Raw genomic sequence first — 24,776 nt, 5'->3', positions numbered from 1 at the left:
CGCGGGCGCCCCGGACGGGCCCCGGGCCCGACTCCCGCGCGAGAGCCGGGCCCGGTCACCAAGGAAGCCTGGCGGCAAGCCAGTTGGTCAGCTCACGCCTCCGGGCCGCCCGTCTCCTTCAGCTCCCCGCCGGCCAGCCGCAGCCACCGGCCCACCCCGATCTCGCGCAGGAACCGCTCGTCGTGGCTGACCACCACGAACGCGCCCTGGTACGAGTTGAGGGCACCCTCCAACTGGGCCGCGCTGACCAGGTCGAGGTTGTTCGTCGGCTCGTCGAGCAGCAGCAGGTGCGGCGCCGGCTCCGCACACAGCACGCAGGCCAGCGTGGCGCGCAGCCGCTCACCCCCGGAGAGCGCCCGCACCGGCAGGTGGGCGCGGGCCCCGCGGAAGAGGAAGCGGGCGAGCACGTTCATCCGCTCGGCCTCCGGCCGCTCCGGGGCGTACGCCGCGAAGTTCTCGGCCACCGTACGGTCCGGATCCAGCAGGTCCAGCCGCTGCGACAGGTAGGCGATGCGCCCGTCGGCCCGCCTGATCGTGCCGCTCTCCGGGGTCAGATCGCCGTTGAGCAGCCGCAGCAGGGTGCTCTTCCCACCACCGTTGGGGCCGGTCAGCGCGATGCGCTCCGGGCCCCGGACGGTCAGGTCGATGCCCTGGCCGGGGAACACGTCCCGGTCGCCGAGCCGGACCCGCAGACCCTCGCCGAGGACGAGGTTGCGCCCGGCCGGCACCTGGGTGTCCGGCAGGTCCAGCGTGAGGCGCTGCTCGTCGCGCAACGACCGCCCGGCCTCGTCCAGCCGCGCCTTGGCCTCGCCGACCCGGCCGGCGTGCGTCTGGCCCGCCCGCCCCGCGGACTCCTGCGCGCTCCGCTTCAGGTTGCCGGCGACGATCCGGGGCAGCCCGGCGTTCTTGAGGTTGCGGGCGGCGTTGCTCGCGCGCCGCTCGGCGCGCTCGCGGGCCTGCTGCATCTCCCGCTTCTCGCGCTTCAGCTGCTGCTCCGCGTTGCGGACGTTCTTCTCGGCGGCCTCCTGCTCGGCCCGCACCGCCTCCTCGTACGCGGTGAAGTTGCCGCCGTGGAAGCGCAGTTCACCCCGTTCGAGTTCGGCGATCCGCTCCATCCGGTCGAGCAGCGCGCGGTCGTGGCTGACCAGGAGCAGGCAACCGCCGAAGTCCTCCAGCGCCGCGTAGAGCGTGTGCCTGGCGTCCAGGTCGAGGTTGTTGGTGGGCTCGTCGAGCAGCAGCACATCGGGCCGCTTGAGCAGCTGCGCGGCGAGGCCGAGGGTGATGACCTGGCCCCCGCTGAGGGTGCCCAGGCTCCGGTCCAGGGTGACGTCGGCCAGGCCCAGGCGGTCGAGTTGGGCACGGGTGCGGTCCTCGATGTCCCAGTCGTCGCCGATGGTGGTGAAGTGCTCCTCGCTCACATCGCCCTTCTCGACGGCGTCCAGGGCGCGGATGACGGCGGCGACGCCCAGCACCTCGGCCACGGTGAGATCGCCGGTCAGGGGCAGGCTCTGCGGGAGGTAGCCGAGGGTGCCGGCCGCGGAGACCGAGCCGCCACCGGGCCGCAGTTCGCCGGCGATCAGCTTCAGCAGGGTGCTCTTGCCGGAGCCGTTGGGCGCGACGAGACCCGTGCGGCCGGCGCCGACGGTGAAGGACAGGTCCTGGAAGACGGGGGTGCCGTCGGCCCAGGCGAAGGAGAGGTTCGAGCAGACGATGGCAGCGTCGGACATGAAGAGACCTCGCGGGAGAGGGGGCAGGGAAGAGACACCTCTGCCCCGGCAGACAAGGGGGGAGAAGACAACGACAGCGAGGCCACGCACGGCGGCGCTCCTGGGCACCGGCCGGTGGCCTGTCGGGTCCGGGTATCACCCGGAGATGTCGTCGTCCACCACCATGTCTGGGCTCCTCAACGAAGGGGTAACGTCCGCTCCAGCGTAGCAGCCGATCAGGTGTGCGGAGGGCTCAGTAGCCGCTCAGCAGGGTGCGCAGCGCGCGCAGGACTTCCGGACCCGCGTCGCTGTGCCAGCGCCCGGGGTCGGCCGGGCGGCGCCCCCAGAGCAGCAGCACCCGCACGTCCGCGTCGCTCTCGACGGTGGCCGGGCCCTCGGGGGCGGCGAACGCGACGGCGGTGCCGTGCGCGTCCGCCGTGACCACGACGTCCTCGGTGCCCGGGGTGCGCAGGCGGCCTTCGACCCGCCCGTCCGGGCCGAGCGCCAACCCCGCCGAACCCCGGGCCAGCAACGGGCGGCCGACGGAGACCACACTGTGCTCCGTCATCCACGGTTCGACCAGGGCCTGCCCGGACGTGCGGTCGTCCCCGGTCACGTCCCAACGGTGCAGGATCAGCTCCTCGCGCATGTGCTCCGCGAAGAAGGCCGGCGTGACATGGCGCCCGGTCCACCGCACGCCGGTGTCCGGCGGCAGGTCCTGCTCGGCCGCCGCGGTGACCTCGGCGAGCTGTGCGCAGCGGGCCAGGAACGCCGCCCACAGGTCGGCGTCGGACAGCGCCCGGAACGGCGCCTCGCGGTCGAAACCGCGGGTCTCGACCGGCTCGCCCGCCAGCTGCGCCCGGAGCACCCGGGCCAGCTCCTCGGCGTTGCCGGTCTGGTGGATCAGGATGTCGCGGACGGTCCACGCCTCGCACCAGGTGCCGTCGCCGGGCCGGCGGGTCTGTACGGCATGGGCGAAGGCTTCCAGCTCGGGGAGGGTGTCACGGACTCGGGCGCCGATCATGTAGGGCGGATATCCAGGCACCCGGGACCGAAAACACGGAACTACCTGTCTGGCGGAACGCCGGACCGGGCGCGCGGTGGGCCGGTCAGTCCCGGCACCAGACCGCTTCCAGGGCATCCCGGACGTGGTCGGGGCGGGCGACCTTGAACACCGAGACGGTCAGGCGCTCGTCGGCGTAGGTGTGGTGGAGGCCGCAGCTGAGGACGTCCAAGTAGTCGCTCCGCACGACGTGTTCGAGGTCGTCCGGCGAGACCTCCGCGGTGCCGGGCGCGCCGGGGGTGATCCCGAGGGCGCGGAGGGTCCGCACGGGGTCACCGGCGAGGTCGATGTCGTCCCAGCCTTCCGCCCGGACCGGCGCAACGCCGGGGACGCGGACCAGGTACTTCAGGTAGCTCAGGGAGAAATCCATCTCGCAGACACCGATGACGCGGGCCTCGGGATGGCTCTCGACCTGCGCCTCGAACGCGCCGTCCATGTTCCGGGTCGTGACGCCGTCCTCACCGAACGCGGGGTCGGTGATCTGCACCACGGACCCCCAGCAGCCAACGGTCACACAGTCCAGGTCTCCCGTCCTCCGCGGGCCGCCGACGTCCCGGCGGCGCAGCGGAGCGCACTCCTCCGCCACCCCGGCAACGGTGCTCAGCCCGTGCACGACCTGCCGGGCACGAACGGGGTCATGGTCCGGGACGCGGGCGAGGGCGCGGCGGGCGTAACGTGCCGGGACGGGCGGGTGGATGCGCGTGATCCGGGTGACGGCACCCCCGGCAGGCGACGTCACGCGCCGGGTCCGGGCCGTAGGAGGGGGAAGGCATGGCGCGAGCCCGGGGCAGGGCGCGGTCAGGGGCGGCTGGGGTGGTGGGCGTCAAGTGATGCTACAGGCAGGGGTGTTGAGGCAGAAGCACTGCCGGCGGGCGCGGGGGTGCGGCGGTGGCGGCGGTGGTAGGAGGCGGTGACCGCGGCGAGCAGGGGGCCCCAGGCGACGAGGGGCAGGTACAGGAAGCCGACCACGGTCCGGCCGGCCGGGGTCATGTCCGGGTGCGGAATGGCCCACCACCACAGGAGTGGGGCCCAGAAGAGCGTGAGGAGGACGGCGCCGGCAGCGGCCGTGCCCACCACCGCTCGCGGCCGAAGGGGCCGGCCGCCCATGAACGGGACCCAGCGCGGCGGCACCTCGCCCCACGGGCGTACCAGCCCCAGCGCGAGCAGGGCGAGCCCCTCGCTGAGCACGCTGAGCGCGACCACGTACACCAACCCCCGCCCGTGCACGTGCAGTTGGTCGAAACCCTGCCGGGTGTAGCCGCCCGGGTAGCCGCAGGCCAGGGCCAGGCGCCACAGCCCGGAGGGCAGGACCGTGAGCGGGATGAGGTGGGCGGCCCGCACGGCCCACCGCGGCGGCGGTGGGGTGGGTGCGCGGTGGGCGGTGCCGGTGTGCTTCGACTGGTTGCTGGTCACCCTCCCGATACTGTCGGCCCGCCCACCGGATGCCGTCGGCCGGCGGCCCTGGATGCGGGTCGTCCGCACGGCTGATCCCCTGGGCGCCCGGCTCCGCCGTGTGGCGGAGCGGGCCCTGACGCCCCAGGTCAGGCCGGCTCTTGGCGGTCGGTGCGGCGCCGGGCGTCCGGCAGGCGGCCGGTCAGCGCCAGGTCGCCGTTCGGCGTGCGCCGCGCGAGGTGGCCGGTGCGGAGGTAGCCGTCGGGGGTGAAGGCGCGGACGTTGTGCTCGGGGGCGCGGTAGTAGCCGCGCGGGGTGGACGGGCCGCGGGCGAGGAGTTCGCCGGGCTCCCCGCCGGGCACGTCCTTGCCGTCGGCGTCGACGATGCGGATCTCGTCGTCCGGCGAGAGCGGGCGGCCCTGCGTGCCGAGCGCGGTCTCGTCCGGACCGGCGGGCCGAGTGAGTGCGACCAGCCCCTCCGCCAGGCAGAGGACCCGTTGCAGGCGGCAGCCCAGCGCGGGGCCCAGCCGTTCGGCGAGGGCCCGGGGCAAGGGGGCGCCGTCAATCTGCACCAGGCGCAGGCTGCTCAAGTCGAGCTGCCCGATGGGCAGTTCGTCAAGGACGCGTTCGGCGGCGGCGGGGGGCAGCGTGGTGAGGGTGACCCGCTCGCGTGCGATCAGCGGGAGCCAGTCGGCGGGGTCCGGAGTGTCGGCCAGGACGACGGTGCCGCCGACGGAGAGGGTGCCGACGATGCCCGGGCAGCCGAGGGCGACGGGGGAGTCGGCGGGCGGCAGGGCCAGATACACGTCGTCCCGGGTGAGCGACACCAGGTCGGCGGCGGCGCGTGTCTGGTAGGCGTAGTCGTTGTGGGTGCGCGGAACGAGGAGGGGCGCCCCGGCAGGGGCATCGGCGGTCAGGAAGAACGCCACCTGGTCGGCGCGCTGCGCCACCGCCGGCCCGGGCGGGGCGTCGATCGACCCCAGCGGGAAGTAGTGGCAGCCGGACGGGTCGGTGCTCATGCCGCCGAACGGGGACGAGGTGCCCGGCGGCTCGAAGGTGAACACCCGTCGCAGGAAAGGCCCTTGGGTCGCGAGGTGCGCGGCCATCGCGGTGTGGTCGAAGCCCTCGTACGTCGAGGGGCCGGCGTAGCCGGTAGCCTCGGTGATCCGTACCAGGTGGGACATCTCGGGCGCGCGGTACGAGACCGGGCACACCACGGGGAACGCGCCGACGCGCATCAGCGCGAACACGGTGATGACGAACTCGGGGACCGGCGGCAGCTGGACGACGACCCGCTGCCCGGGCCGGAGGCCACGCAGCCGGAACCCGGCGGCCATGCGCTCCACGCGCCGGTTGAGGTTCGCGTAGGTGAGGCGGGTGCCGCCGTGGACGAGCGCGGTCCGCGGCCCGTACTCCACGGCCCAGCCGCGCAGCAGGTTGTCCAGCGTGTTGCCGCGCCAGTGCCCGGCCGCCCCGTACCGGTGGGCGAACTCCTCGGGCCAGGGCGTGCAGCCGTCGAGCATGGTGTCCTTCGCTTCCTCGCGTACCAGTGTCCGAACCGGAAGCCGTGCGGATCGTGCCGGGTCGCGAAGGGCGGGGAACGGCGGCGCTGTCGGCAGGTCCCCCTTCTCGACGCCGGGGAGCGATCCGCCGTCCCGGCCTGGGTCATCCAAACCGTCCGCACCCCCTGGCGCGCAATGCGCTGTCCCGACCAGGGACCCCCCACTCCCTCGGCAGAAAGTCCAAGGGGCGTCGCTGACCAGGGGAAACGGCTGGGCGGGGAGGGATGCGGGCGCGCTCGCCCGGCTCGTCCGGGGCCCGGCGGACCGAGCCGTGGGGCGCCTGCGGTGCCACCGGGGCCCGGCGCCGGGCCCCGGTGGTGGTGCTCAGCGCAGGAGGAGGGCGCGTAACGGCCCGCGCGGGACGCTACGGGAGGATCGACCGCACCGCCTCCGGCGACCGGCCCACCACGGCCGTCCCGTCGTCCGCGGTGATGATCGGGCGCTGGATCAGGGCGGGGTGGGCGGCGAGCGCTTCCAGCCAGCGGGTGCGGGCGGCGGCCTCGCGGGGCCACTCCGCCAGGCCCAGTTCGCCGGCGGCCGGCTCGCCGAGGCGGGTGATGTCCCACGGCTCCAGGGCCAGGCGCCGCAGGACGGCGTCCAGTTCGTCCACGGTCGGCGGCTCCTCCAGGTAGTACCGCACCGTGTACGCGGCCTGTTCGGCGTCCAGGAGCGAGAGGGCGGACTGGCACTTGGAGCAGGCGGGGTTGATCCAGATTTCCATGGGGCGGTGTCTTTCGTTCCGTCCGGGCGAGGCGGCGCCTCGCGGGTGGCTGTCGGGGTGGCTGTCAGGCAGGGTGATATCGGGCGAGGCCGGCCAGGGCCGGGAATGCGCCGCGGGAGCGGGCGTCGTTGCGCAGCGTACCCAGCAGCGTGGAGGTGAGCGCGCCGGAACCGGTGGCCTGGACGCCGCGCAGGGTCATGCTTCGCCCGCGTACGCGCCGGTCACCAGTGCGTTCAGCGCCCTGTGGACGAGCGCGGTGCGGAACGCCCGGGGGCCCGGCGGGATGGCGAAGAGGTCCAGGAAGCCGACCAGGGCCGCGGCCGGCGCGCCGACCACCCCGAGCGCGATCAGCCACCTCGCCCCGCGGACCAGGAAATCCCGGTCCCGGACGAGCTACGAGGCGACGTCGAAACTCCTCGGTTTTCACCAAAAAATCTTGGCCTTATTCGAGAAGGGCGTCAAGGCATCCAGCTCGCGGCCGGACAGGCATGGAGCATTCGCCCCTTGCACCCAACGGCGTACGCGTTATCGTGGAGAGGTGACCTCTGACGCCACGCCGCAGCCTCCCGCGGGCGACGCGGCGATCGAGTCCGTCAGTGTCCTCGGGGAGGACTCCCGGCGGCGGATGTTCGCGTTCATCCGGCGGCAGGGTCGCCCCGTGACCCGGGACGAGGCCGCCGCCAGCGTGGGCATCTCGCGCAAGCTCGCCGCCTTCCACCTCGACAAGCTGGTGGACGCCGGCCTGCTGCGCTCCCGGTACGAACCACCCGGCGGGATCCGCAAGGTCGGCCGTCAGCCCAAGGTCTACGAAACCACCGACAGCCACATCCACGTCAGCATCCCCGACCGCCGCCACGAGCTCCTGGCCGACCTCCTGCTGGAAGCCGTCCTGACCGAGGACGACGGCGAATCCGCGGCCCACGCCGCCGTGCGCACCGCCGGCCGGCGCGGCCGCGAACTGGGCGAGCGGGAACGGGAGCAGACCCGCCCCGGCCGGCTCGGCGCCGAACGCGGACTGAGCGTCTGCGAGCGGATGCTCGACCAGCACGGCTTCGAGCCGGTCCGCGAAACCCCCACCCGACTCCGGCTGCGCAACTGCCCGTTCCACCCCCTGGCCGCCAAGGCTCCCGAGCTGGTCTGCGGCATGAATCACGCCTTCCTCGCCGGCTACCTCGACGGCCTGGAGGTCAGCGGCGTGGAGGCCGTCCTGGCGCCGCGCCCCGGGGAATGCTGCGTGCAGCTGGGCCCACCCGCGCAGTGAGGCGCGGCCCTCTCCACCCCGTCCACCACGTCCACTACGTCCCCCGCAACCCCCACAGCGACAACGCCGAGCTGCCGACCGCGGACGTCACCGACGCCACCCGGCGCTCCCACTGAGTACGGCCAGCAGGACCCGACCAGTGCCGCGGCGCCGAAGCGGACGGGCGACGACCGTGGGCCGGTCCGGCGGGTACGACCGGAGCACTCCCATGGTCACCAGACGCCTCACCCACCCCTTGGCACATACCGCACCCCCCTCGGCGAGGGCACCCGCGACGACCCGGGGCCCCACCACCACGGCAACCTCGTCCGCCTCCGACTGGGGCCTGTTGCTGATCCGGCTGACCTTCGGGCTGCTGATGGCCGGGCACGGCTCCCAGAAACTCTTCGGGATCCTCGGTGGCAGGGGCCTGACCCAGACCGCGAAGGGCTTCACCGCCCTCGGCTACCATCCGGGCAAACTCTTCGCCCTGATCGGCGGCCTCTCCGAACTCCTCGGCGGCCTGGGCCTGGCCCTCGGCCTCCTCACACCGCTCGCGGCCGCCGCCCTCATCGGTGTCATGATCAACGCCATGGTGACCGTCACCGCGGCGCACGGCCTGTGGGACACCGAAGGCGGTGTGGAGTACAGCGTCTGCATCGCCGTCGTCGCCCTGGCCGTCGCCGCCATCGGCCCCGGCCGGCTGTCCCTGGACCGGTTCTTCCCCTGGCGCACGGGCGGCTGGCCCGGAGCTGCCTTCGCCGCCGGTTTGGGCGGGGTGACCGCGGCGATCGCGTTGAGCCTGTGACCGGGGCGGCACCCGCCCTTTCGGGGGCGGGACGCCGGGGTCCGGGCCCGGCTGGTTCACTCGGCCGGGTCGGCGCCCGGACCGGTGTGCGCGTCCTCCGGGTACCACCGCAGTTCCACCGTGTTGCCGTCCGGGTCCTGGACGTACACCGACGTGGCGGTGCCCCGGGCGCCGAAGCGCTGCACCGGGCCCTCCAGGACGGCGAACACTCCCGACCGGATGACCTCGTCCCAGTCCAGCGGTTCCACGGTGAGGCATATGTGATCGACGTTGGATTCGCTGCGGGGCCGGCTGAACAGGTCGATGATGGTCTCCGGCGTGACCCGCACCGACGGGAACGGGACCTCGCCGGCCCGCCACTCGGTGACGCGTACCGGCTCCAGGCCGAGCAGCCCGGTGTAGAACTCCAGCGACCGTTCCACGTCCGCGACGTTGAGAACCAGGTGGTCGAATGCCTTGACGCGCACAGTGGTCACTTCTTCTCCAGAGCGAGGGTGAGGGCGGGCCGGTAGGTGTGGTGCGGCGGAGCCGGGCCTCGCCCCGTTCGGAGGGCCCGGCGCCGACTGCGACACCTCCCAGCCTCGGCCACCGGGCGGGCGCCATCAAGACACCTTCGCGATACGATCGTTGAGTCACATTCAACGCTGAGGGAGTGGGGCAGGGCCGGCATGCTGGAGCGGTTGGAGACCGAGACGTTCCTGACCCTCGCCGCCGAACTGCACTTCGGCCGGACCGCCGAGCGGTTGGGGATCACCACCGGGCGGGTCAGCCAGCTGATCAAGAAGGTGGAGCGCCGGGTCGGCGGGGCGCTGTTCGAGCGCACCAGCCGTACGGTCCGGCTCACCGAGGTCGGACGGCAGCTGGCGGAGGACCTGGCGCCGCTGGCCGCCGCGATGGACGAGGCGCTGCGCAGGGCGGCCGACGCCCACCGCGGCGTCACGGGAGAGCTGCGGGTGGCCTTCCTCGGGGAGTGGACGGCACCCGTACTGCTCAGAGCGGTCGGCCTGTTCACCGAACGCCACCCCGACTGCCGCGTCGAGGTGCGGGAGGTGCAGTTGGCCAACTCCCGGGCGAGCCTGCGGGACGGCTCGATCGACATCCTGCTGGCCTCCTTCCCCTTCGACGGTATGGCCCGCGGGCCGGTGCTCCTGAGGGAGAACAGGGTGCTCGCGGTGGCGGCCGGCCACCCGCTGGCCGGGGCGCGCTCGGTATCGCTCGAAGTCCTCGCCGACCACCCCGTGGTGCAGTACCCGGACGTCACCTCCGTCGGCTTCAAGCGGGACCGCACCCCGGACCACACCCCCTCGGGCCGGCCCGTCCCCAAGGGGCCCGTCGGCGGCTCGTTCTCCGAGCTGCTCACCCTGGTCGCCATGGGCAGAGGCGTCCTCCCCGTCGGCGAGCACGCCCGCCAGTACTACCCCCGCCCCGACCTCGCCTACGTGCCCCTCCACGACGCCCCGCCGATCGAACGGGGACTGATCTGGTCGGCGGGGAACACCACGGAGCGGGTCCGCGCCTTCGTCAGGGCCGCGAGCGACGCCGTCGAACCACTGCCGGCGACTGCCGGGCTCCGGCCTTCCGGGCACGGCACTTCGTGAGGAAGCCGCCTGGGACTCGGTGGCGGCCGCCCGGGGCGTCAACCGAGGGCCGCTGCCCGGCCTGGTGGCGCGCGAGGTGCCTGGCGGGCGGGGCCGGCGCACGGCTGTGTGGTGGTCCGCCGCCGTCAAGGCAATCGGCCGCCCGCCCACCCGGGGCGGTGTCCGGCTCCCTCGGGGGAGGTGGGGGCCGGCGCGGGCGCAGGCGCCGTACTGCGGGCCCCACCGGGGACGGCCACTGGCAGGTCGCGAAACGGCCGCCCAGCAAGCCCCCGACGTGATCTGATGGACCCGTTCGCTCCGACCGGGGGAGAGGAAAATGCCCAGCTCACGCGCCCAGTCATTCAACGCGGCTGCCGCCCGGTACGCGGCCAGCCGGCCGTCCTACCCGCCCGCCCTGCTCGACTTCATCGAAGAGCACCTGGGCCGCCGCCTGGCCGGTGCCCGGGTCGCCGACGTCGGTGCCGGCACCGGGATCGGCACCGCGCTGCTGCGCGAACGCGGTGCCGAGGTGATCGCGGTCGAACCAGGCGGTGCCATGGCCGCCGAATTCCGCCGGTCACTGCCGGACGTACCGGTCCTACGGGGCGACGGCAACGCCCTCCCGCTGGCAACCGCTTCCCACGACCTCCTCACCTACGCGCAGTCCTGGCAGTGGACCGACCCCACCCGCTCCGTACCGGAAGCACTCCGCGTGCTGCGGCCGGACGGCGCGCTGGCGATCTGGTGGAACACCACGGCCTTCGACGTGCCGTGGATCCGCGCCCAGCACGCACGCATCGCCCACCACTGCGGTACGGAGCCGCGGTCCGCGACCCGCCCCGACGACGACACCGCCATCCGCCTGGCCGGTCTGACCGGACTGCGGGTGGTGCGCCGTCAGATCCGATGGAGCCGCGTGATCGGCCTCGACGCCCACCTCGACAACATCAGCACCCGTTCCGCGTTCCTCGTCCTGGACCAGGCCCGCAACCGCGCCTTCCTGGCGGACGAGCGACGACGCCTGCGCGACGAGTTTCCCGAAGAGCGGATCGAGGAGACCTACCTGGTGGACGCGCTGGTGGCCGGAGGCTGACCCGTCAGCCCGGCTCCTCGCCCGTGACCGCGGCTACGTCAGCGAGCAACCTGCCGACGGGCAGCGGATGCTGATTACGCGTCAGGGATGCCCGGGCGTCGTGGGCCGGGCGGCCGCGCCCGGGGCCGGCCAGGCACCGGGGGCACTCACGGCCGAACCGGTGAGTGCCCCCGCGCGGCGCTGTGCGCCGGGGTGGAGAGGAACGGCTACGCGTCGAAATCCGTGGAGCGGCTGAGCTTCTCCCAGGCAGTGAACTCCGCGCGGGACTGGTCCAGATGGGCCGCGATCGCATCGGCGGCGTCACTGCCCAGCGGCAGCCGCAGCGGGGTGTCCTCGGCATCGAGGGCGGTGAGGACGGCAGCGGCAGCCTTCGCCGGATCGCCAGGCTGCTTGCCGTCACCGGCCGACAGCGACTCCCGCACCGGGCCGACCGTCTCCTCGTACGCCGGGAGCGCCGCGGACATCCGGAGCGCACCCGCACCGGCGAACCCGGTGCGGAACGCGCCCGGCTCGACAATCATCACCTTGATCCCCAGCGGCGCCACCTCCGCCGCGAGCGCCTCGGACAGGCCCTCCAGGGCGAACTTCGTCGCGCAGTACGCCGATACGCCGGCGAACGCGAACCGCCCGCCCATGCTCGTCATCTGCACGACGGCCCCGGAGCGCTGCCGGCGCATGTGCGGGAGGACGGCCCGCGTCAGCGCGGCCGGGCCGAACAGGTGCAGATCCATCAGCGCGCGCAACTCCTCGTCGGTGGTCTCCTCGACCGCACCGACCTGCCCCCGGCCGGCGTTGTTGACCAGCACGTCGATCCGGCCGTGGCGCTCGACGATGTCCCGCACCGCGGTATCGATCGCGGCGGTATCGGTCACGTCCAGCGGATACGCCTCCACCTGCCCGGGGTGCGCCGCCACGAGGTCGTCCAACGCGGCGGTACGGCGGGCCGCCGCCACCACGGTGTCACCGGCCGCGACCGCCGCCGCAACGATCGCCCGGCCGAACCCGCTGCTCGCCCCGGTCACCAGCCATACCCTGCTCATCATCGCCAACCCCTCGTTCGCTGTGCGGTGTTGGCCCCAAGCCTGCCGGGGAACCTCGCCCTCCGTCCAAGAACAACCGTGATAGCCGACGGTTATGGAGACACGCCAACGCGGCGCCGGACCGACCGCGGATACGGCCCAGCGTGCCCGCTCACGCCAGACATGCACGCCAGACATGCACGCCAGGCATGGAGGACGGAGCCTTGGCCTCAGCGGGGGCGACGCCGTCAGGCCCCGTCACCCGCGACAGCAGGGCGCAGAACGTCGTGCCAGTCCAGTTGGGCGGCCAGAGTGTCGTCCCCCGGGCGCTGGGGCGGCGGCGTCCGGCCGGCGTCGCGGGGCGGGGTGCGGGTGCCGCGCGAGATCTGTCCGCTGACGGTGGTGTTGTGCTCCACGCGCGGGCGGCGGCACGTCTCGTAGAGGGAGAACGCGTTCTCCGGGTCGGGTGCGTCCCGCAGCGCCTTGGCGAGGATGACGGCGTCCTCCAACGCCATCGAGGCGCCTTGGCCCGTGGCGGGCGAGGCCGCGTGTGCGGCGTCACCGATGATCAGCGTGCGGCCGGAACGCCAGGGGGTGCCTGGCGGGATCTCGGTGGCGTTGGTGGCCATGATGCCGTCGCTGGAGGACGCGACGATGTCCGCAGCGGGAGTGGCGTCCTGGCGCAGCAACTCCACCAGGTGCTCGCGCCAGTGGTGGGGCGTGGGGTGGGCGAGTTGGCCGGCGGGCAGGGCCGGACCGGAGACCCGGGCGAACCAGTACGTTTCGCCGGCCGGCGAGACCGCGTAGCCGAAGGTGCCTGTGCTGCCCCGCACCATGGTGAGGTGGCCGGTGTCCGCGGTCACCGCCGCGGTGCGCGTGTAGCCGTAGAACACGCTCTGACCTGCGTAGACAGGCACAGTGTCGGGAGCGAACGCGCGCCGGACGGTCGAATGCAGCCCGTCCGCGCCGATGAGCAGATCACCGGTCGCGACCCTGCCGTCGGCGAAACGCGCGGTCACCTGGTCCGGACCGGCCTCGACGGACACCAGGCGCGCGCCGTGCGCGACCCGGATGCCCCGGCGGACCGCCTCGCCCTGCAAGGCGGCGTTCAACTCCCCTCGGCGCAGGCACCGGTACCGCAGCTGTGCGTTGCCGGCCTCGCCCAGCGGTACGCGGGCCACCTCGGTGCCCTGGCCGTCGAGTACGCGCATCGAGGGCAGCGGGAAGCCGATCGAGGTGACCGCGTCCGAGGCGCCGAGCTGCGCCAGGGCACGCATACCGTTGCTCGCCAGGGTCAGAAACGCCCCGATGTCCTCGGCGGTGTCGGGATGCGCCTCGTAGGCGGTGACATCGAACCCCGCCTTGTGCAGGGCCATCGCGGTCGCCGTGCCTGCGATCCCGCCACCGATCACCAGTATGCGTGTCACGTACCACTCCGCTCTCCGCGCGCGTCGCCTCAGGCGTCCGCTCCATGAGGGGCCCCGGCCGGCCGGTCGCTCAGAGCGTATTCCACCCGGTCGCCAAGACCCCTGGCCGCCGGCGCACCGCGGCACCATTTCCGTCCGGACAGCCGTCCTGCGCCGGGCCCGGACCGCCACCGGCAGTGCCGCCACGTCGCACCCGTCGGCGCAGGGCGGGGCCTCGCCCCGGTCGGCCGCCGCCGACGCGGCAAGGGCAGCCTCGCCACGACCGGAACGCCGTCCGCCCTGCCGCAACTCGCCCTCGTAAGGCGGCGCCGCCGTACTGCTCGGAACGGGCGCGGTGGTCGCCGTACGCCGCAACCGCAAGGCCGGCGGCACCAACTGGGCAGGGGCCGGCTGAGCAAGGAGACGGGGCGGGGCGCCGCAGAGCCTCGGGGCGCGGCGCCGACCCCGGCCGTGTCCCGGCCAACGCCCCGCCCTAGGCTGGTACTTGCTCCCCGGTGCACAGCTCCGAGATCCGAGAGAGGCGTCAGCATGACGGAAGCGCAACGCGTCGTCATCGTCACGGGTGGTGGCACGGGTATCGGCGCCGCCACCGCACGGCTGCTGCGGACCGGCGGGCACCAAGTGGTGGTCTCCGGGCGGCGCCCCGAGCCGCTGCACCGCATCGCCGAGGAGACGGGCGCCCTGGCCCATCCCTCCGACACGGCCGACCCCGCGGCCGTCCGGGAACTCGTCGAGACGGCGGTGCGCGCCTACGGCCGGCTGGACGGCGTGGTGCTCAACGCCGGTGTCGGACGCGGCGGCGCGGTCGGCGACATGGCCGTCGAGGACTGGGAAGCCCTGATGCGGACCAACCTCACCGGCCCCTTCCTCCTCCTGCGGGCCGCGCTGCCGCATCTGCTGGCGACCCGTGGCGCGGTCGTCGCGGTCGCCTCGGTCTCGGCACTCCGCAACGGCAAGGGCAACGCGGCCTACGCGACGTCCAAGGCCGCGCTGCTCCAACTCTGCCGCTCCCTCGCCGTCGACTACGGCGGCCAGGGCCTGCGGGCCAACACCGTCTGCCCGAGCTGGGTGCGTACGGAGATGGCCGACCGGCGGATGGCCCGGTTCGCGGAGGAGGCCGCACTGCCTGGCGGCATCGATGGCGCGTACGCCGAAGCGACGCGGCTGACCCCCGCCGGCCGCCCGGGCGACCCCGAAGAGGTCGCCGAGGCGATCAGCTGGCTGCTCTCACCCGCCGCCTCCTACGTCAACGGCGCGGTGCTGACCGTGGACGGGGGAGTGACCGCACTGGACCCCGGCGTCGCGGCGTTCGACTTCCAGCTGGAGCCTCGGGCACCGGGGCAGTAGCGCGAAGACGGGGCGGCCGCAGGCATGCTGCCTTGGCGACGAGCCGGCGGGGTGGGAGTGACTGATCCTGAATGGTGGTCTGACACTGCCCACGAGGCCGAGCTGCGGCGATCGCGGCGAGTGGCACGTTTCGGGTGGGCCGCGATGGCCGCGATCTGTACCGGCGCGGTGGTCACCCTCGTGGTGCTCGTGCTGCTGGTCGTCCTCGGCCTGCTGCTCCTGGTGAGCGGCCGGGACTCCTGACCCGTTCCCCGCGGCGCAGCGCTCCCCAGTAGCCTTCCCGGATGAGCCATTCCGTCCCAACCGCAACCGCAACCGCACCGCCGGTCGGCGGGGCCCACGTACGCCAGGCAGTCGCGCACTGCGCCGCCACCCTCGCCGGTGCAGCGTCCGCCCCATGGCACGCCCCGGCCGGCGAACTGGAGTGGACGTGCTGGGAGACGCTGGAGCACCTCGCGGACGACCTGCTCACCTACGCCCTGCGCTTCGGGCTCGCGCAGCCGATGGACGTCCCGCGGGTGCCCCTGCGTATCACCACCGAGCGCCCCGGTGGACCGGCCAACGTCATCTTCGGCGACGCAGCGGCGGGACCCGAGGGCCTGCTGACGGTCGTCCAGGCATGCGGTGGCTTGCTCGCGGCCGTCGTGGACAGCGCCCCGCCCACGGCGCTGGCCCCGCACGTGTTCGGTGCCTCCGACCCGGAAGGCTTCGCGGCCATGGGAGTCGTCGAAACCCTCGTCCACACCTACGACATCGCCCAGGGACTGCGGCGCGCCGGGAACCCGCCGGAGGACTTGAGCGACCTGGCCCTGACCAGGCTCTTCCCGGACGTATCCCGTTCCGGCAGCGCCGCGTCCACCCTGCTGTGGGCCACCGGACGCATCGACATGCCCGACCGCCCGCGTCGCAGGGACTGGCGCTGGTACGGCGCGCCGCGCAGGCAGGCGTGACTGCGACCGCCCCCGCCTGCCGCGCACACCGCCGGAAAGGAATTGCCCCGCCTTTCCGGAGCGATGAAGGTGAGAGAGAGGAAGATCAACAACATCACGAGGCGCCCCCCTGCACGTCACAGTCCTCACCACGGCCGGCCGAGTCCGCGGACGCCGCGAAGGCGAGGTGCCGGCGTTCCTGGGCATCCCCTACGCCGCACCGCCGTTCGGCCCGCGACGTCTGCGGCCGCCCGAGCCACCGCAACCGTGGGAGGGCGTACGCGACGCGTTCGCGCCCGGCCCGTCCGCGCCCCAACCCCGGCGGCCCGTCCTCCGCCGCGTCCCTCCCTTCCTGACCACCCTGCCGACCGGGCCCTCCCGGCGGGCACGTGACGCCGACCGCACGCGAACCGCCCCCGCCGCCCTGTCTGTACGATCGGCGGGTGAGGATCACGTACGCATGGCGAGGCCACGTCGACAACGCTTCCCTCAACGCGCTGCATGCCGAAGGATTCGGCCATCCGGTCCCGCAGACCGACTGGCGGGCACGGCTTGAGCGGCACAGCCTGGGGTGGGTCTGTGCCCGGGCGGGCGATTCCCTGATCGGGTTCGTCAACGTGGCCTGGGACGGTGGGGTGCATGCCTTTCTCCTGGACACGGTGGTCGCCAGGCCGTACCGGGCGGGCGGGGTCGGGACCGCGCTCGTGGCGACCGCGGTCGAAGGGGCCCGCGCCGCGCACTGCGAGTGGCTCCACGTGGACTTCGAGGAGCGCCTGCGCGCGTTCTACGTCGATGCCTGTGGCTTCGGGGACACCGCGGCGGGACTGATCGCGCTCTGACGCAGCGGACCGGTCTCCGCCGCGCCGAGCCGGCTTGCGGGACCGCTCCCGCCTCCACTCTTCCGGGGTTCCCGGCTCGGCCGAGGACGGGCTCAGGAGAAGGAGAGGGAACCCAGCCAGTCGACCAGGAGCTGGTTGGTCTCGGTGGGGCGTTCCTGCTGGATCCAGTGGCCCGCGCCGTCGAGGACGGTGGACGAGCGCAGGCCGGGCAGGGTGGTGGGGTAGGCCGCGATGGCGTCGGCGAGCCAGGTGGTGGAGGCGTCCAGGCCGCCGCCGATGAACAGGGAAGGCTGGCGGATCGGGGCGCCGTTGAGGTGGGCGAGGTCTTCCCAGTCCCGGTCCATGCAGCGGTAGCGCGCCAGGGCCCCGCTCATACCGGTCCGTTCGAACTCTCCGGCGTAGAAATCGAGGTCGTCCTCGCCCAGCCACGAGGGCAGACGGCCGACGGGGAAGCGGTCGCGGAGGGTCTTGCCCTCGGCGACGAAGTGCGGGTCGGGCGCGCCGGGCGGCGGCATGGTCTCGCCGGACACGGCAGCGTAGAAGCCCGCGAGCCAGCCGCGTACGTCGGGTTCGATCTCGGCCTCGGCGCGGCCCGGCTCCTGGAAGTAGGAGACGTAGAGCTCCTCGTCGCCGCCCATCCGGGTGAAGACGTCGCTGGGGCGCGGGCCGCCAGGCGGAGTGTAGGGGACGCTGAGCAGTCCTACCGCCTGGAAGACATCGGGCCTGAGCAAGGCCGAGTTGGCCGCGATGGCCGAGCCCCAGTCATGGCCGACGATCACCGCGGACCGCTCGCCCAGGGCCTGGACCACCGCGACGCTGTCCTCCACCAGGCGGAGCATCCGGTACGCCGCCGGGTCCGCGGGTCGGGAGGAGCGCCCGTAGCCACGGACATCGATCGCGACCGCCCGGTAACCGGCCGCGGCCAGCACCGGGAGTTGGTGGCGCCACGAGTACCAGGACTCCGGGAACCCGTGCACGAGCAGGACGAGCGGCCCGGTGCCCTGCTCCACCAGGTGGATCCGGCCGGCGGGAGAGGGGACCAGCCGATGGGTGGGGGGCGTCACCAGATGCGACATCAACATCAATCCTTCGGAAGCGTTGCTGGGCCGTGCGCCCGGGGAGCGGTGCCGATCCGGGCCGCCGCCCCGCCGAGGCAGAGCCGATCATGGGGCGAACGGTACGGCAGAGCCAGGCTTGTTGCTGTTTCGGCAACAGGGAGGAGGGGAGGGGCGGGCCGGCGCTTCGACAAGGGGGCCGGCGCCGGCAAAGCGGGGGCGGCGCGTGCGCTACCGCTCCCGCCTGATCCCGCCGGCGGTGCGGATCCTCGGTACGGGCAGCCGCGCGGGGCGGGCCCCGGCCCCGTGCCGGGGCCGCCCGCTCGTGCTCCGGGCCGGGCTCGCCGCGCCGCGCCGGTCACGTGGCACGATCATCCGGCCCGGACTCCCGGCGGGGCCGCGACTCGATGCCGTTGCCCTTGAGCTCGTGCGGGGTGCGCCGGTGCTCCGACCGGGGCAGCTCATCGGGCTCGCGGCGCTCCATGACGTCGCCCACCGGCTCGCCGTGCGGCAGCCGCGGATGGGACTCGGGGTGCGGCGGTCCCGGCTCGCGCTTCCTGAGGTACCGGCCCCAGACGAACGCCGCGATCAGCAGCGCGACGACGAGGACACCGACGAGTGTCAGCAGGGCGCCGCTCGTCCCGTTCGGCGCCGCGAGCTGCGTGGACAGATACGTCGTTTCGGTAGTAAGAGGGTCCATTCCGGCCGGATACCCGGTACCCGAGCGCACAAGCACCGGTAAGGACGCCGGACGGCCCCGGACCGGGCCGGATCGCGCCGGATCGCGCCGGCCCCGCCGTCACCGGCGGCAGTCGCACCCTCGGTCGCGGTCACCCGCCCGCGAGGGCGCCCCCACCGGAAACCTGACCGGCATGAGCCCTCCGCAAGCTCTCCCCGTGCCCCGGTGTGGTGCCCCGCCGCGCACCCCCTCCCCTCACCCCCGCAACGCCTCGAAGGCCAGCCGGGCGCTGGTGCCGATGGCCAGGTCGATATCGGGTGCGAGGTTGGCGCGGCGGTCGGAGCGGGTGAGGGCGGCCATCGCGACCCGGTCACCGGCCTCGGACTCCACCACCCCGATCTCGTGCCGCAGATGCAGGAACGTGCCGGTCTTGCCGCTCACCCGGAGCGTGTCCGCACGCAGTTCACCGGCCAGGCGCTGGGTGAAGACCTGCCGTCCCATCAGGCGGCGGAGTTCCGCACGGGCGTCGGGATGGCCGAGCTCGTCCCGCCAGACCCGCGCCAGCAGGTCGACCAGGCCGCGGGCGGTACCGGCGTTGGCGTGGTCCGGATCCAGCGTCTCGATGGGGTGGCGCCCGGCGTGGTCGTCGCGCACGGCCAGTTCCAGGGCGAGCGAGAAGTCGTTGCCGGCCGCGCCGGCGGCGCACTCGTACATGCGGTTCATCCGGTGGCGCAGGCGGATACCGGCGCAGCCCCACGCCCGCAGCTGCGCGTCCACCTCCCGGGGCGGCACGAGGTCGAACAGTGCGTCGGCGGCGGCGTTGTCGCTGACCGACAGCATCATGTGGAGCAGGTCCCCGACGGCCACGGTGGCCGGATACCGGAAAGCTGCCAGTCCGGTGGGCCCGACGCTGCTGGCGTTGGGGTTGATGACGACGGGACGCGCCGCGTCGAGGGCGCCGGTCGCGATCCGTTCCAGGACGACGAGCGCGAGCGGGACCTTGGCCACCGAGGCGAGTGGCACCAACTCATCGATGCCGAAGCCGAGTTGCTCGCCGGTGTCGAGATGCCTGGCGAGGAACGCGCCGCGGATCCCGACGGCCGCCCACTCCGCGGCGATGGTCTCGGCGACCTCGAAGAGTTCCGCGTCGTCCGCGACGCAGACCGGACCGGGTGCCTGCCGGGCGGTCATCCGCGCGCCGCCAGCCTGGACGGCACGTCCTCGCCCGCGGTCGCGGCTGCCGCCGTGGCCGTCCCGGCGGCTGCGGCACCGACCGCCGCGGCCAGCAACGCGACCAGCCAGGGCGGCACCTGCACCGGCCCCCGGTCGCGGTGCGCCGCCCGCACGTCGTACCCCCGGTGCAGGGAGATATCGGCCAGCGGCGCCCACCGCGCCCCGTGCCGCCGGGCGAACGGCTCCGCGCACAGCAGCATCGCCTGCCCGGCGAGCGTCTCGGCCAACGCGGCCGCCGTGGGACCGGCTGCGCGCACCGCGGACTCCGGCAGCCCGGCCCGCGCCACGGCCCGGCCCAACCGGTCCCGCGCGTACGGAACGTGCTCTTCCGCCACCGTCAGAACCGGCACCGCGGCCGACCGCCCGGACCGCCCCCCACTCCCGCGCCGCGGCCGCAGATCCTCCAGGTGGACCGTGCGCCGACGCGTCCGCGGCCGCTCCCCGGACGCCGCGGGGCGCGCAGCGCCCGGCCCGTCCGCGGAGGCGGACGCCAGTCCCAGCGGCACGCGCAGCACGGCGTTCTCCGGCGGAACCCGCACCAGCGCGTACGCCAGCGACGCGTCGGCCAGGCCCGCCAGACGCTCTTCCGGGGGCAGCTCCCGTACGGCGAACGTGGTGCCGTGGTCGGCGCCCGCGCGGATGATCCGGGCCAGTGCGGCCGGCCCGCAGTCCGCCGGCACGCCGACCGCGCGCACCGCCGACTGCCTGGCCGACCGGGCGACATGGCGCAGCCGCTGGGCCCGGTCCAGCACCTCCCGGGCGTACGGCAGCAGCAGAAGGCCCAGCTCGGTGGCCGCCACCTGGCGCCGCGAACGGTCGAACAACTGGCCCTCGAAGTGCGCTTCCAACGTCTTGATGCGGCGGCTCAGCAGCGGCTGGGCGATCCCGAGCCGCTCGGCCGCGCGCGAGAAGCTCGCCTCGTCGACGGCGGCGACGTAGGCATCGAGGTGCGCGAGCAGGTCCATCCTGGAGTCATATCAAGAAGTTATGGCACCTTCAATGTTCACTCTTGGACATGGATGGAGTACGGCTGCTTCGCTGTACCCGTCGATGCCACGCGTGGGCGGGCATCGAGACCCCAACGGCGCACGAACGAACCGGGAGACCTCCGCACATGACCCGTGCCACCTCTCTGCCCCGCCGCGGCCTGCTCAAGGCCGGCCTCGCCGCCTCCACCGCCGTCCTCGCCACCACGGGGACGGCCACGACCGCCTGGGCGCGCGGCACGTCCCGCCAACTCCGCGGCGCCGCAGCAGAGTTGAGCGACCTGGAGCGCCGGTACGACGCTCGGCTGGGCGTCTACGCCCGCAACGTCCGCACCGGTCAGGTCATCGCCCACCGTGCGCAGGAACGCTTCGCGCTGTGTTCCACGTTCAAGACGGTCGCGGCCGCCGCGGTCCTGCGCGACCAGGCACACTGCGCACCGCTGGACAAGGTGATCCACTACCCGTCCACCGACATCATGCCGAACTCGCCCAGGACCGAGGAGCACGTCGACACCGGTATGACCGTGCACGACCTGTGCGCCGCGGCCATCCAGTACAGCGACAACGCGGCGGGCAACCTGCTGCTCCGGCAGATCGGCGGCCCGGGCGGACTCACGGCGTTCTTCCGGTCGCTCGGTGACCGGGTCACCCGACTCGACCGCTGGGAACCCGACCTCAACACCGCCCTCCCCGGCGACCTGCGCGACACCACCACCCCCGAGGCGATCGGCGCCACCTACGAGCAGCTCGCCCTGGGCCGGGCCCTGTCCAGTGCCGATCGCGCACAGCTCGTCACCTGGCTCAAGGGCAACACCACCAGCGACCAGCGCTTCCGTGCCGGCCTGCCGCAGAACTGGACCGTCGGCGACAAGACAGGCACCGGGGACTACGCCTCCGCCAACGACGTCGGCGTCGCCTGGACCACCAGGAACACCCCGATCGCGCTCGCCGTGCTGTCGTCCAAGGCCACCAAGGACGCCCCGGTGGAGAACGCGCTGATCAGGGAGGCCGCCCGCATCATCGCCCAACGCATCGCCCCGGGCGAGTGACGCTCCTTTCCCCTCTTCCTCTTCGCCCGGCCGCCTGCCCGCCCTCTCACCGCACCTCTCACGCCCGCCGCCCCCACCGCCTTCTCCCCGACGAAAGCAGGTGACCCGTATGCCGGCTGGGCGGTCCGGCCGTCCCGCCGCGCGCTCCTGACCGTCGCCGCCCTCCTCCCCCTGACCGGCTGCGCCCAGGGCCGACGGCCTTCCGCCCCACCCACCCCGGAGCCGAGCCGCCGCGCCACCGCCCCCGGCCGATCCCCGGGCGCCGCACGGTCCGTCGCCCCGTTCGCCGCACGGGAACGCACCTACGGCGCCCGGCTCGGCGTCCACGCCGTGGCGACCGGCACCGGCGTCTCGTACCGCGCGGACGAACGCTTCGCCTTCTGCTCCCCCTTCAAGGCGCTGGCCGCCGCGGCGGTGCTGCACCGCCACCCCCTCAGCCACCTCGACCGGCACCTCACCTACGTGGCCGACAAAACCGGAACCGGCGACTACGGCCGCGCCAACGACGTCGCCCTCGTCTGGCCGCCGCACACCGCCCCGCTCGTGATCGCCCTGATGTCCGACCGCCCCGGCTACACCACGCCACCGCAAGACCACCTGCTCGCCGAGGCCACGACCCACCTCGTCGCCGCCCTCACCTCCTGACGCGCAGCAGCCGCCGACCGGCCCTGGCCGTCAACAGGCGCTCACCCGCCACCGATCACGGGTGAACACCACCCTCGGCCTGCGCGCCGACCGGCTCAAGAAGACTCTGCGGAACGGCAATCGGGGCGGACGGCAGCCTCGCCCTGCGGACTTGCCGCCGACGGACCCGTGCGACGATCGGCCCATGCAGAGCCTTGACCCCGTGTCCGGCCGACGCCCGGTGCGTTCCACCCGGCAAGGGCGGCGGACCGCGAACCAACGCCACCGCCTCGCCCACGCCGGCGCCCCGTCGGCACCAGCCCACCCCGCCCGGCCGCGCTCGGCGGTGGCGGTATGAGCACCTTCGTGGCCGAGCCCCTCAGCACCGAGCGGCTGGAGCTGCTTCCGCTGGAGATCCGGCACGCCGAAGAGATGGCCGTGGTGCTCTCCGATCCGGCGCTGCACACCTTCATCGGCGGCGCCCCGGACACCCCGCAATCCCTGCGCTCGCGCTACCGGCGCCTGGCCGCCGGTTCACCCGATCCAGCCGTCTCCTGGCTGAACTGGGTGATCCGCTTCCGCGCGGAGTCCTGCCTGGCGGGTACGGTCCAGGCCACGATCGCGACGACGACCGGCCACGGCACCGTTGCCGAGATCGCCTGGGTGGTGGGAACTCCGTGGCAGCGGCAGGGCATCGCGAGCGAAGCGGCCCGCGGCCTGGTCGACTGGCTGAGCCGGCAGCCGGTACAGACCGTCATCGCCCACATCCACCCCGAACACCAGGCATCCGCCGCCGTCGCCAACGCCGCCGGACTCACCCCCACCGAGGAACGGCACGACGGCGAGATCCGCTGGCGCCGGAACCTCAGACACTACTGAACTTGATTGGGTGATGTCGGGGCTGTTCGTCTGACCGCTGCCGGTTGCCTCCGGTAGCTGCGGGGCGTGAGATACGCGCAGGGCGGCGGGCTGACCGACGCCGGGAGGGCCGTGCGGGAGCGAATCCGGCTGCAAGCTGTGGAACGCTTCGAGCACGGGGAGAAGAACCGGGTGATCGCAGTCACGCTACGCGTGAGCGAGGGGTCGGTGGAACGGTGGCGCCGAGCCTGGCGCGAGCAGGGCGAGGCAGGGGTCCTGTCCAAAGGCTCGCCCGGGCGGTCGAAGCTTAGCGATAGCCAGTTCGCTCGGCTGGATCAGGAGTTGCAACGCGGCCCACCCGTCCATGGCTGGGCGGATCAGCGGTGGACGCTGGCGCGAGTGAAGACGCTGATCGGCCGGCTATTCCACATCTCCTACACGGTGGAGGGCACGTGGGGGCTGCTGAAGCGCAACGGCTGGTCGTGGCAGCAGCCCGTGCGGCGGGCGATCGAGCGCGACGAGGAAGCGGTCGAACGGTGGAAGAAGAAGGTGTGGCCGCGGGTAAAAGCACCGCGGCGGCGTGCAACGGCTGGATCGTCTTTGAGGACGAGGCAGGGCAGTCGATGACGTCGCCGCGCGCCAGGAGTTGGGGCCGCATCGGCCGCACCCCAGTGGTGCGGGTCCGAGGACGTGGCTCCGGCAGAGTCTCGATGGCCGGGATGACCTGCCACAAGTCCGGCCAGCGGCCCCGGCTGATCCCTCATACTCACCGGATCTCAACCCGCAGGAGGGCATCTGGTCGCTGGTCAAACGCGACATCGGCAACCTCGCAGCCGCCGACCTGGGCGACATCACCCGGGCCGTCAAGCGCAGACTCAAGCAGATTCAGTACCGGCCGGACGTGGTCGACGGCTGTCTTGCCAACACTGGCCTGCTTATGGACACCTGACGGCATCACGAACTCAAAGTCAGTAGCCTCATCACCATGCAGATCCGCGAATTCCAGGAGTCCGACTGGCCCCAAGTGTGGGGAATCATCAGGGACGTCGTACGGGAGCAGGAGACGTTTCCCTACGACCCCGATATGACCGAAGAAGAAGCCCGCATGTGGATCGAGAAGCCGCCCGGACTGACCGCTGTCGCGGTCGACGGTGAACGCGTCCTGGGCACGGCCAAGATGGGGACGAACCGTCCCGGCCCTGGCTCTCACGTGTCCACCGCGAGCTTCATGGTGGCCGCTGACGCCCGAGGAAGGGGCGTGGGCACGGCCCTGTGCCGATTCGCGGTGAACTGGGCAAAGGAACGCGGCTACGCAGGGATGCAGTTCAACGCCGTGGTCGAGTCGAATCACGTCGCCGTCGAACTCTACAAGCGCCTTGAGTTCCATGTTCTCGGAACCGTTCCCGGCGCCTTTATGCATCCGAAACTCGGAGCCGTCGGCCTGCATCTCATGTATCGGCAGTTCTGAGTTACGAACTTCAAGCACCCTTCAGGCGCCTTCCTTCCCACGCAAGGAAGGTGCCTGAAGGGTTTCTCATGGGACAACGCGAGCTTCTAGCGGCCTAACAA

The 24,776-nt window shown here is 73.2% G+C and carries 24 protein-coding genes and 4 pseudogenes; 13 read left to right on the top strand and 15 right to left on the bottom strand.

Annotated elements, in window-relative coordinates; translation table 11 throughout:
* Nucleotides 1-92 precede the first annotated feature (92 nt).
* The 8 genes and pseudogenes from MUU72_RS26145 to MUU72_RS26110 form a co-directional block, all read right to left on the bottom strand.
* On the bottom strand, nt 93-1,727 hold the full coding sequence (locus tag MUU72_RS26145; RefSeq protein ID WP_248015853.1) for an ABC-F family ATP-binding cassette domain-containing protein: 1,635 nt from the start codon (nt 1,725-1,727) through the stop codon (nt 93-95).
* 232 nt (nt 1,728-1,959) lie between these two features.
* Complete coding sequence (locus MUU72_RS26140; protein WP_248015852.1) at nt 1,960-2,730, bottom strand: maleylpyruvate isomerase N-terminal domain-containing protein; 771 nt, start codon at nt 2,728-2,730, stop codon at nt 1,960-1,962.
* A gap of 85 nt (nt 2,731-2,815) precedes the next feature.
* Nucleotides 2,816-3,508: a DUF6333 family protein gene (locus MUU72_RS26135; protein WP_248015851.1), complete on the bottom strand. Its 693-nt coding sequence runs from the start codon at nt 3,506-3,508 to the stop codon at nt 2,816-2,818.
* 59 nt (nt 3,509-3,567) lie between these two features.
* Nucleotides 3,568-4,182: a hypothetical protein gene (locus tag MUU72_RS26130; RefSeq protein WP_248015850.1), complete on the bottom strand. Its 615-nt coding sequence runs from the start codon at nt 4,180-4,182 to the stop codon at nt 3,568-3,570.
* Nucleotides 4,183-4,310: 128 nt separating this feature from the next.
* Entirely contained in the window at nt 4,311-5,684 is a 1,374-nt protein-coding gene (locus tag MUU72_RS26125) for an AMP-binding protein (RefSeq protein ID WP_248015849.1), read from the bottom strand.
* 403 nt (nt 5,685-6,087) lie between these two features.
* The gene (locus MUU72_RS26120) at nt 6,088-6,444 is read right to left on the bottom strand and encodes an ArsC/Spx/MgsR family protein (protein WP_248015848.1); all 357 of its coding nucleotides are present in this window, start codon (nt 6,442-6,444) and stop codon (nt 6,088-6,090) included.
* A 64-nt stretch (nt 6,445-6,508) separates the two neighbouring features.
* Nucleotides 6,509-6,643 carry a hypothetical protein gene (locus MUU72_RS26115; RefSeq protein WP_372503261.1) on the bottom strand — a complete coding sequence of 45 codons (135 nt, stop codon included), beginning with the start codon at nt 6,641-6,643 and terminating at the stop codon, nt 6,509-6,511.
* A pseudogene (locus MUU72_RS26110) lies at nt 6,640-6,819 on the bottom strand (DUF2231 domain-containing protein); the annotation flags it as partial. The gene MUU72_RS26115 and the pseudogene MUU72_RS26110, both read right to left, overlap by 4 nt.
* 163 nt (nt 6,820-6,982) lie before the next feature.
* On the opposite strand from MUU72_RS26110, the gene MUU72_RS26105 reads away from it, so the two are divergent.
* Nucleotides 6,983-7,705: a helix-turn-helix transcriptional regulator gene (locus MUU72_RS26105; protein WP_372503260.1), complete on the top strand. Its 723-nt coding sequence runs from the start codon at nt 6,983-6,985 to the stop codon at nt 7,703-7,705.
* Nucleotides 7,706-7,913: 208 nt separating this feature from the next.
* Nucleotides 7,914-8,492, top strand: coding sequence for a DoxX family protein (locus MUU72_RS26100; RefSeq protein ID WP_282504643.1), 579 nt, complete (start codon nt 7,914-7,916; stop codon nt 8,490-8,492).
* A 56-nt stretch (nt 8,493-8,548) separates the two neighbouring features.
* On the opposite strand, the gene MUU72_RS26095 is transcribed toward MUU72_RS26100, so the two are convergent.
* On the bottom strand, nt 8,549-8,959 hold the full coding sequence (locus MUU72_RS26095) for a VOC family protein (protein WP_248015870.1): 411 nt from the start codon (nt 8,957-8,959) through the stop codon (nt 8,549-8,551).
* Nucleotides 8,960-9,160: 201 nt separating this feature from the next.
* Between MUU72_RS26095 and MUU72_RS26090 the strand changes: the two genes are divergently transcribed.
* Both MUU72_RS26090 and MUU72_RS26085 read left to right on the top strand, forming a co-directional pair.
* Entirely contained in the window at nt 9,161-10,090 is a 930-nt protein-coding gene (locus MUU72_RS26090; protein ID WP_248015846.1) for a LysR family transcriptional regulator, read from the top strand.
* Between the two features lie 316 nt (nt 10,091-10,406).
* Nucleotides 10,407-11,162 (top strand): class I SAM-dependent methyltransferase, encoded by a 756-nt coding sequence (locus tag MUU72_RS26085; protein WP_248015845.1) that lies wholly within the window; start codon nt 10,407-10,409, stop codon nt 11,160-11,162.
* A gap of 206 nt (nt 11,163-11,368) precedes the next feature.
* On the opposite strand, the gene MUU72_RS26080 is transcribed toward MUU72_RS26085, so the two are convergent.
* Both MUU72_RS26080 and MUU72_RS26075 read right to left on the bottom strand, forming a co-directional pair.
* The gene (locus MUU72_RS26080; protein WP_248015869.1) at nt 11,369-12,202 is read right to left on the bottom strand and encodes an oxidoreductase; all 834 of its coding nucleotides are present in this window, start codon (nt 12,200-12,202) and stop codon (nt 11,369-11,371) included.
* A gap of 227 nt (nt 12,203-12,429) precedes the next feature.
* The gene (locus MUU72_RS26075) at nt 12,430-13,608 is read right to left on the bottom strand and encodes an FAD-dependent oxidoreductase (protein ID WP_248015844.1); all 1,179 of its coding nucleotides are present in this window, start codon (nt 13,606-13,608) and stop codon (nt 12,430-12,432) included.
* Between the two features lie 528 nt (nt 13,609-14,136).
* Here MUU72_RS26075 and MUU72_RS26070 point away from each other — a divergent pair.
* The 4 genes and pseudogenes from MUU72_RS26070 (at nt 14,137) to MUU72_RS26055 (ending at nt 16,723) form a co-directional block, all read left to right on the top strand.
* Nucleotides 14,137-14,955 (top strand): SDR family NAD(P)-dependent oxidoreductase, encoded by an 819-nt coding sequence (locus tag MUU72_RS26070; RefSeq protein WP_248015843.1) that lies wholly within the window; start codon nt 14,137-14,139, stop codon nt 14,953-14,955.
* A gap of 284 nt (nt 14,956-15,239) precedes the next feature.
* Nucleotides 15,240-15,905, top strand: coding sequence for a maleylpyruvate isomerase N-terminal domain-containing protein (locus MUU72_RS26065; RefSeq protein ID WP_248015842.1), 666 nt, complete (start codon nt 15,240-15,242; stop codon nt 15,903-15,905).
* A gap of 109 nt (nt 15,906-16,014) precedes the next feature.
* Nucleotides 16,015-16,203: pseudogene (locus MUU72_RS26060) on the top strand (carboxylesterase family protein); the annotation flags it as partial.
* A 124-nt stretch (nt 16,204-16,327) separates the two neighbouring features.
* Entirely contained in the window at nt 16,328-16,723 is a 396-nt protein-coding gene (locus tag MUU72_RS26055; RefSeq protein ID WP_248015841.1) for a GNAT family N-acetyltransferase, read from the top strand.
* A gap of 92 nt (nt 16,724-16,815) precedes the next feature.
* Here MUU72_RS26055 and MUU72_RS26050 read toward each other — a convergent pair whose 3' ends face one another.
* The 4 genes from MUU72_RS26050 to MUU72_RS26035 form a co-directional block, all read right to left on the bottom strand.
* Nucleotides 16,816-17,799 carry an alpha/beta fold hydrolase gene (locus MUU72_RS26050; protein WP_248015840.1) on the bottom strand — a complete coding sequence of 328 codons (984 nt, stop codon included), beginning with the start codon at nt 17,797-17,799 and terminating at the stop codon, nt 16,816-16,818.
* A 337-nt stretch (nt 17,800-18,136) separates the two neighbouring features.
* Entirely contained in the window at nt 18,137-18,478 is a 342-nt protein-coding gene (locus tag MUU72_RS26045; protein WP_248015839.1) for a DUF6479 family protein, read from the bottom strand.
* A 234-nt stretch (nt 18,479-18,712) separates the two neighbouring features.
* Entirely contained in the window at nt 18,713-19,648 is a 936-nt protein-coding gene (locus MUU72_RS26040; RefSeq protein ID WP_248015838.1) for a serine hydrolase, read from the bottom strand.
* Nucleotides 19,645-20,655: a LysR family transcriptional regulator gene (locus MUU72_RS26035; protein ID WP_248015837.1), complete on the bottom strand. Its 1,011-nt coding sequence runs from the start codon at nt 20,653-20,655 to the stop codon at nt 19,645-19,647. Before MUU72_RS26035 ends, MUU72_RS26040 begins: the two co-directional genes overlap by 4 nt.
* A gap of 167 nt (nt 20,656-20,822) precedes the next feature.
* Here MUU72_RS26035 and bla point away from each other — a divergent pair, with 167 nt between their 5' ends.
* From bla to MUU72_RS26005, 5 genes and pseudogenes are all read left to right on the top strand, one after another.
* Entirely contained in the window at nt 20,823-21,725 is a 903-nt protein-coding gene (gene bla / locus MUU72_RS26030) for a class A beta-lactamase (protein WP_372503262.1), read from the top strand.
* Between the two features lie 462 nt (nt 21,726-22,187).
* A pseudogene (locus tag MUU72_RS36060) lies at nt 22,188-22,370 on the top strand (serine hydrolase); the annotation flags it as partial.
* Between the two features lie 333 nt (nt 22,371-22,703).
* Complete coding sequence (locus tag MUU72_RS26020; protein ID WP_248015835.1) at nt 22,704-23,228, top strand: GNAT family N-acetyltransferase; 525 nt, start codon at nt 22,704-22,706, stop codon at nt 23,226-23,228.
* Nucleotides 23,229-23,294: 66 nt separating this feature from the next.
* Nucleotides 23,295-24,156 (top strand): annotated as a pseudogene (locus MUU72_RS36025) (IS630 family transposase).
* Nucleotides 24,157-24,192: 36 nt separating this feature from the next.
* Nucleotides 24,193-24,675, top strand: coding sequence for a GNAT family N-acetyltransferase (locus tag MUU72_RS26005; RefSeq protein ID WP_248015833.1), 483 nt, complete (start codon nt 24,193-24,195; stop codon nt 24,673-24,675).
* The last annotated feature ends 101 nt before the right edge of the window (nt 24,676-24,776 follow it).

The organism is Streptomyces rhizoryzae, from assembly GCF_023155275.1.
In the GTDB taxonomy this organism is placed as follows: domain Bacteria; phylum Actinomycetota; class Actinomycetes; order Streptomycetales; family Streptomycetaceae; genus Streptomyces; species Streptomyces rhizoryzae.
The sequence above is the reverse complement of the archived record's forward strand: the minus strand, read 5'-3'. Positions and strand labels throughout refer to the sequence as shown.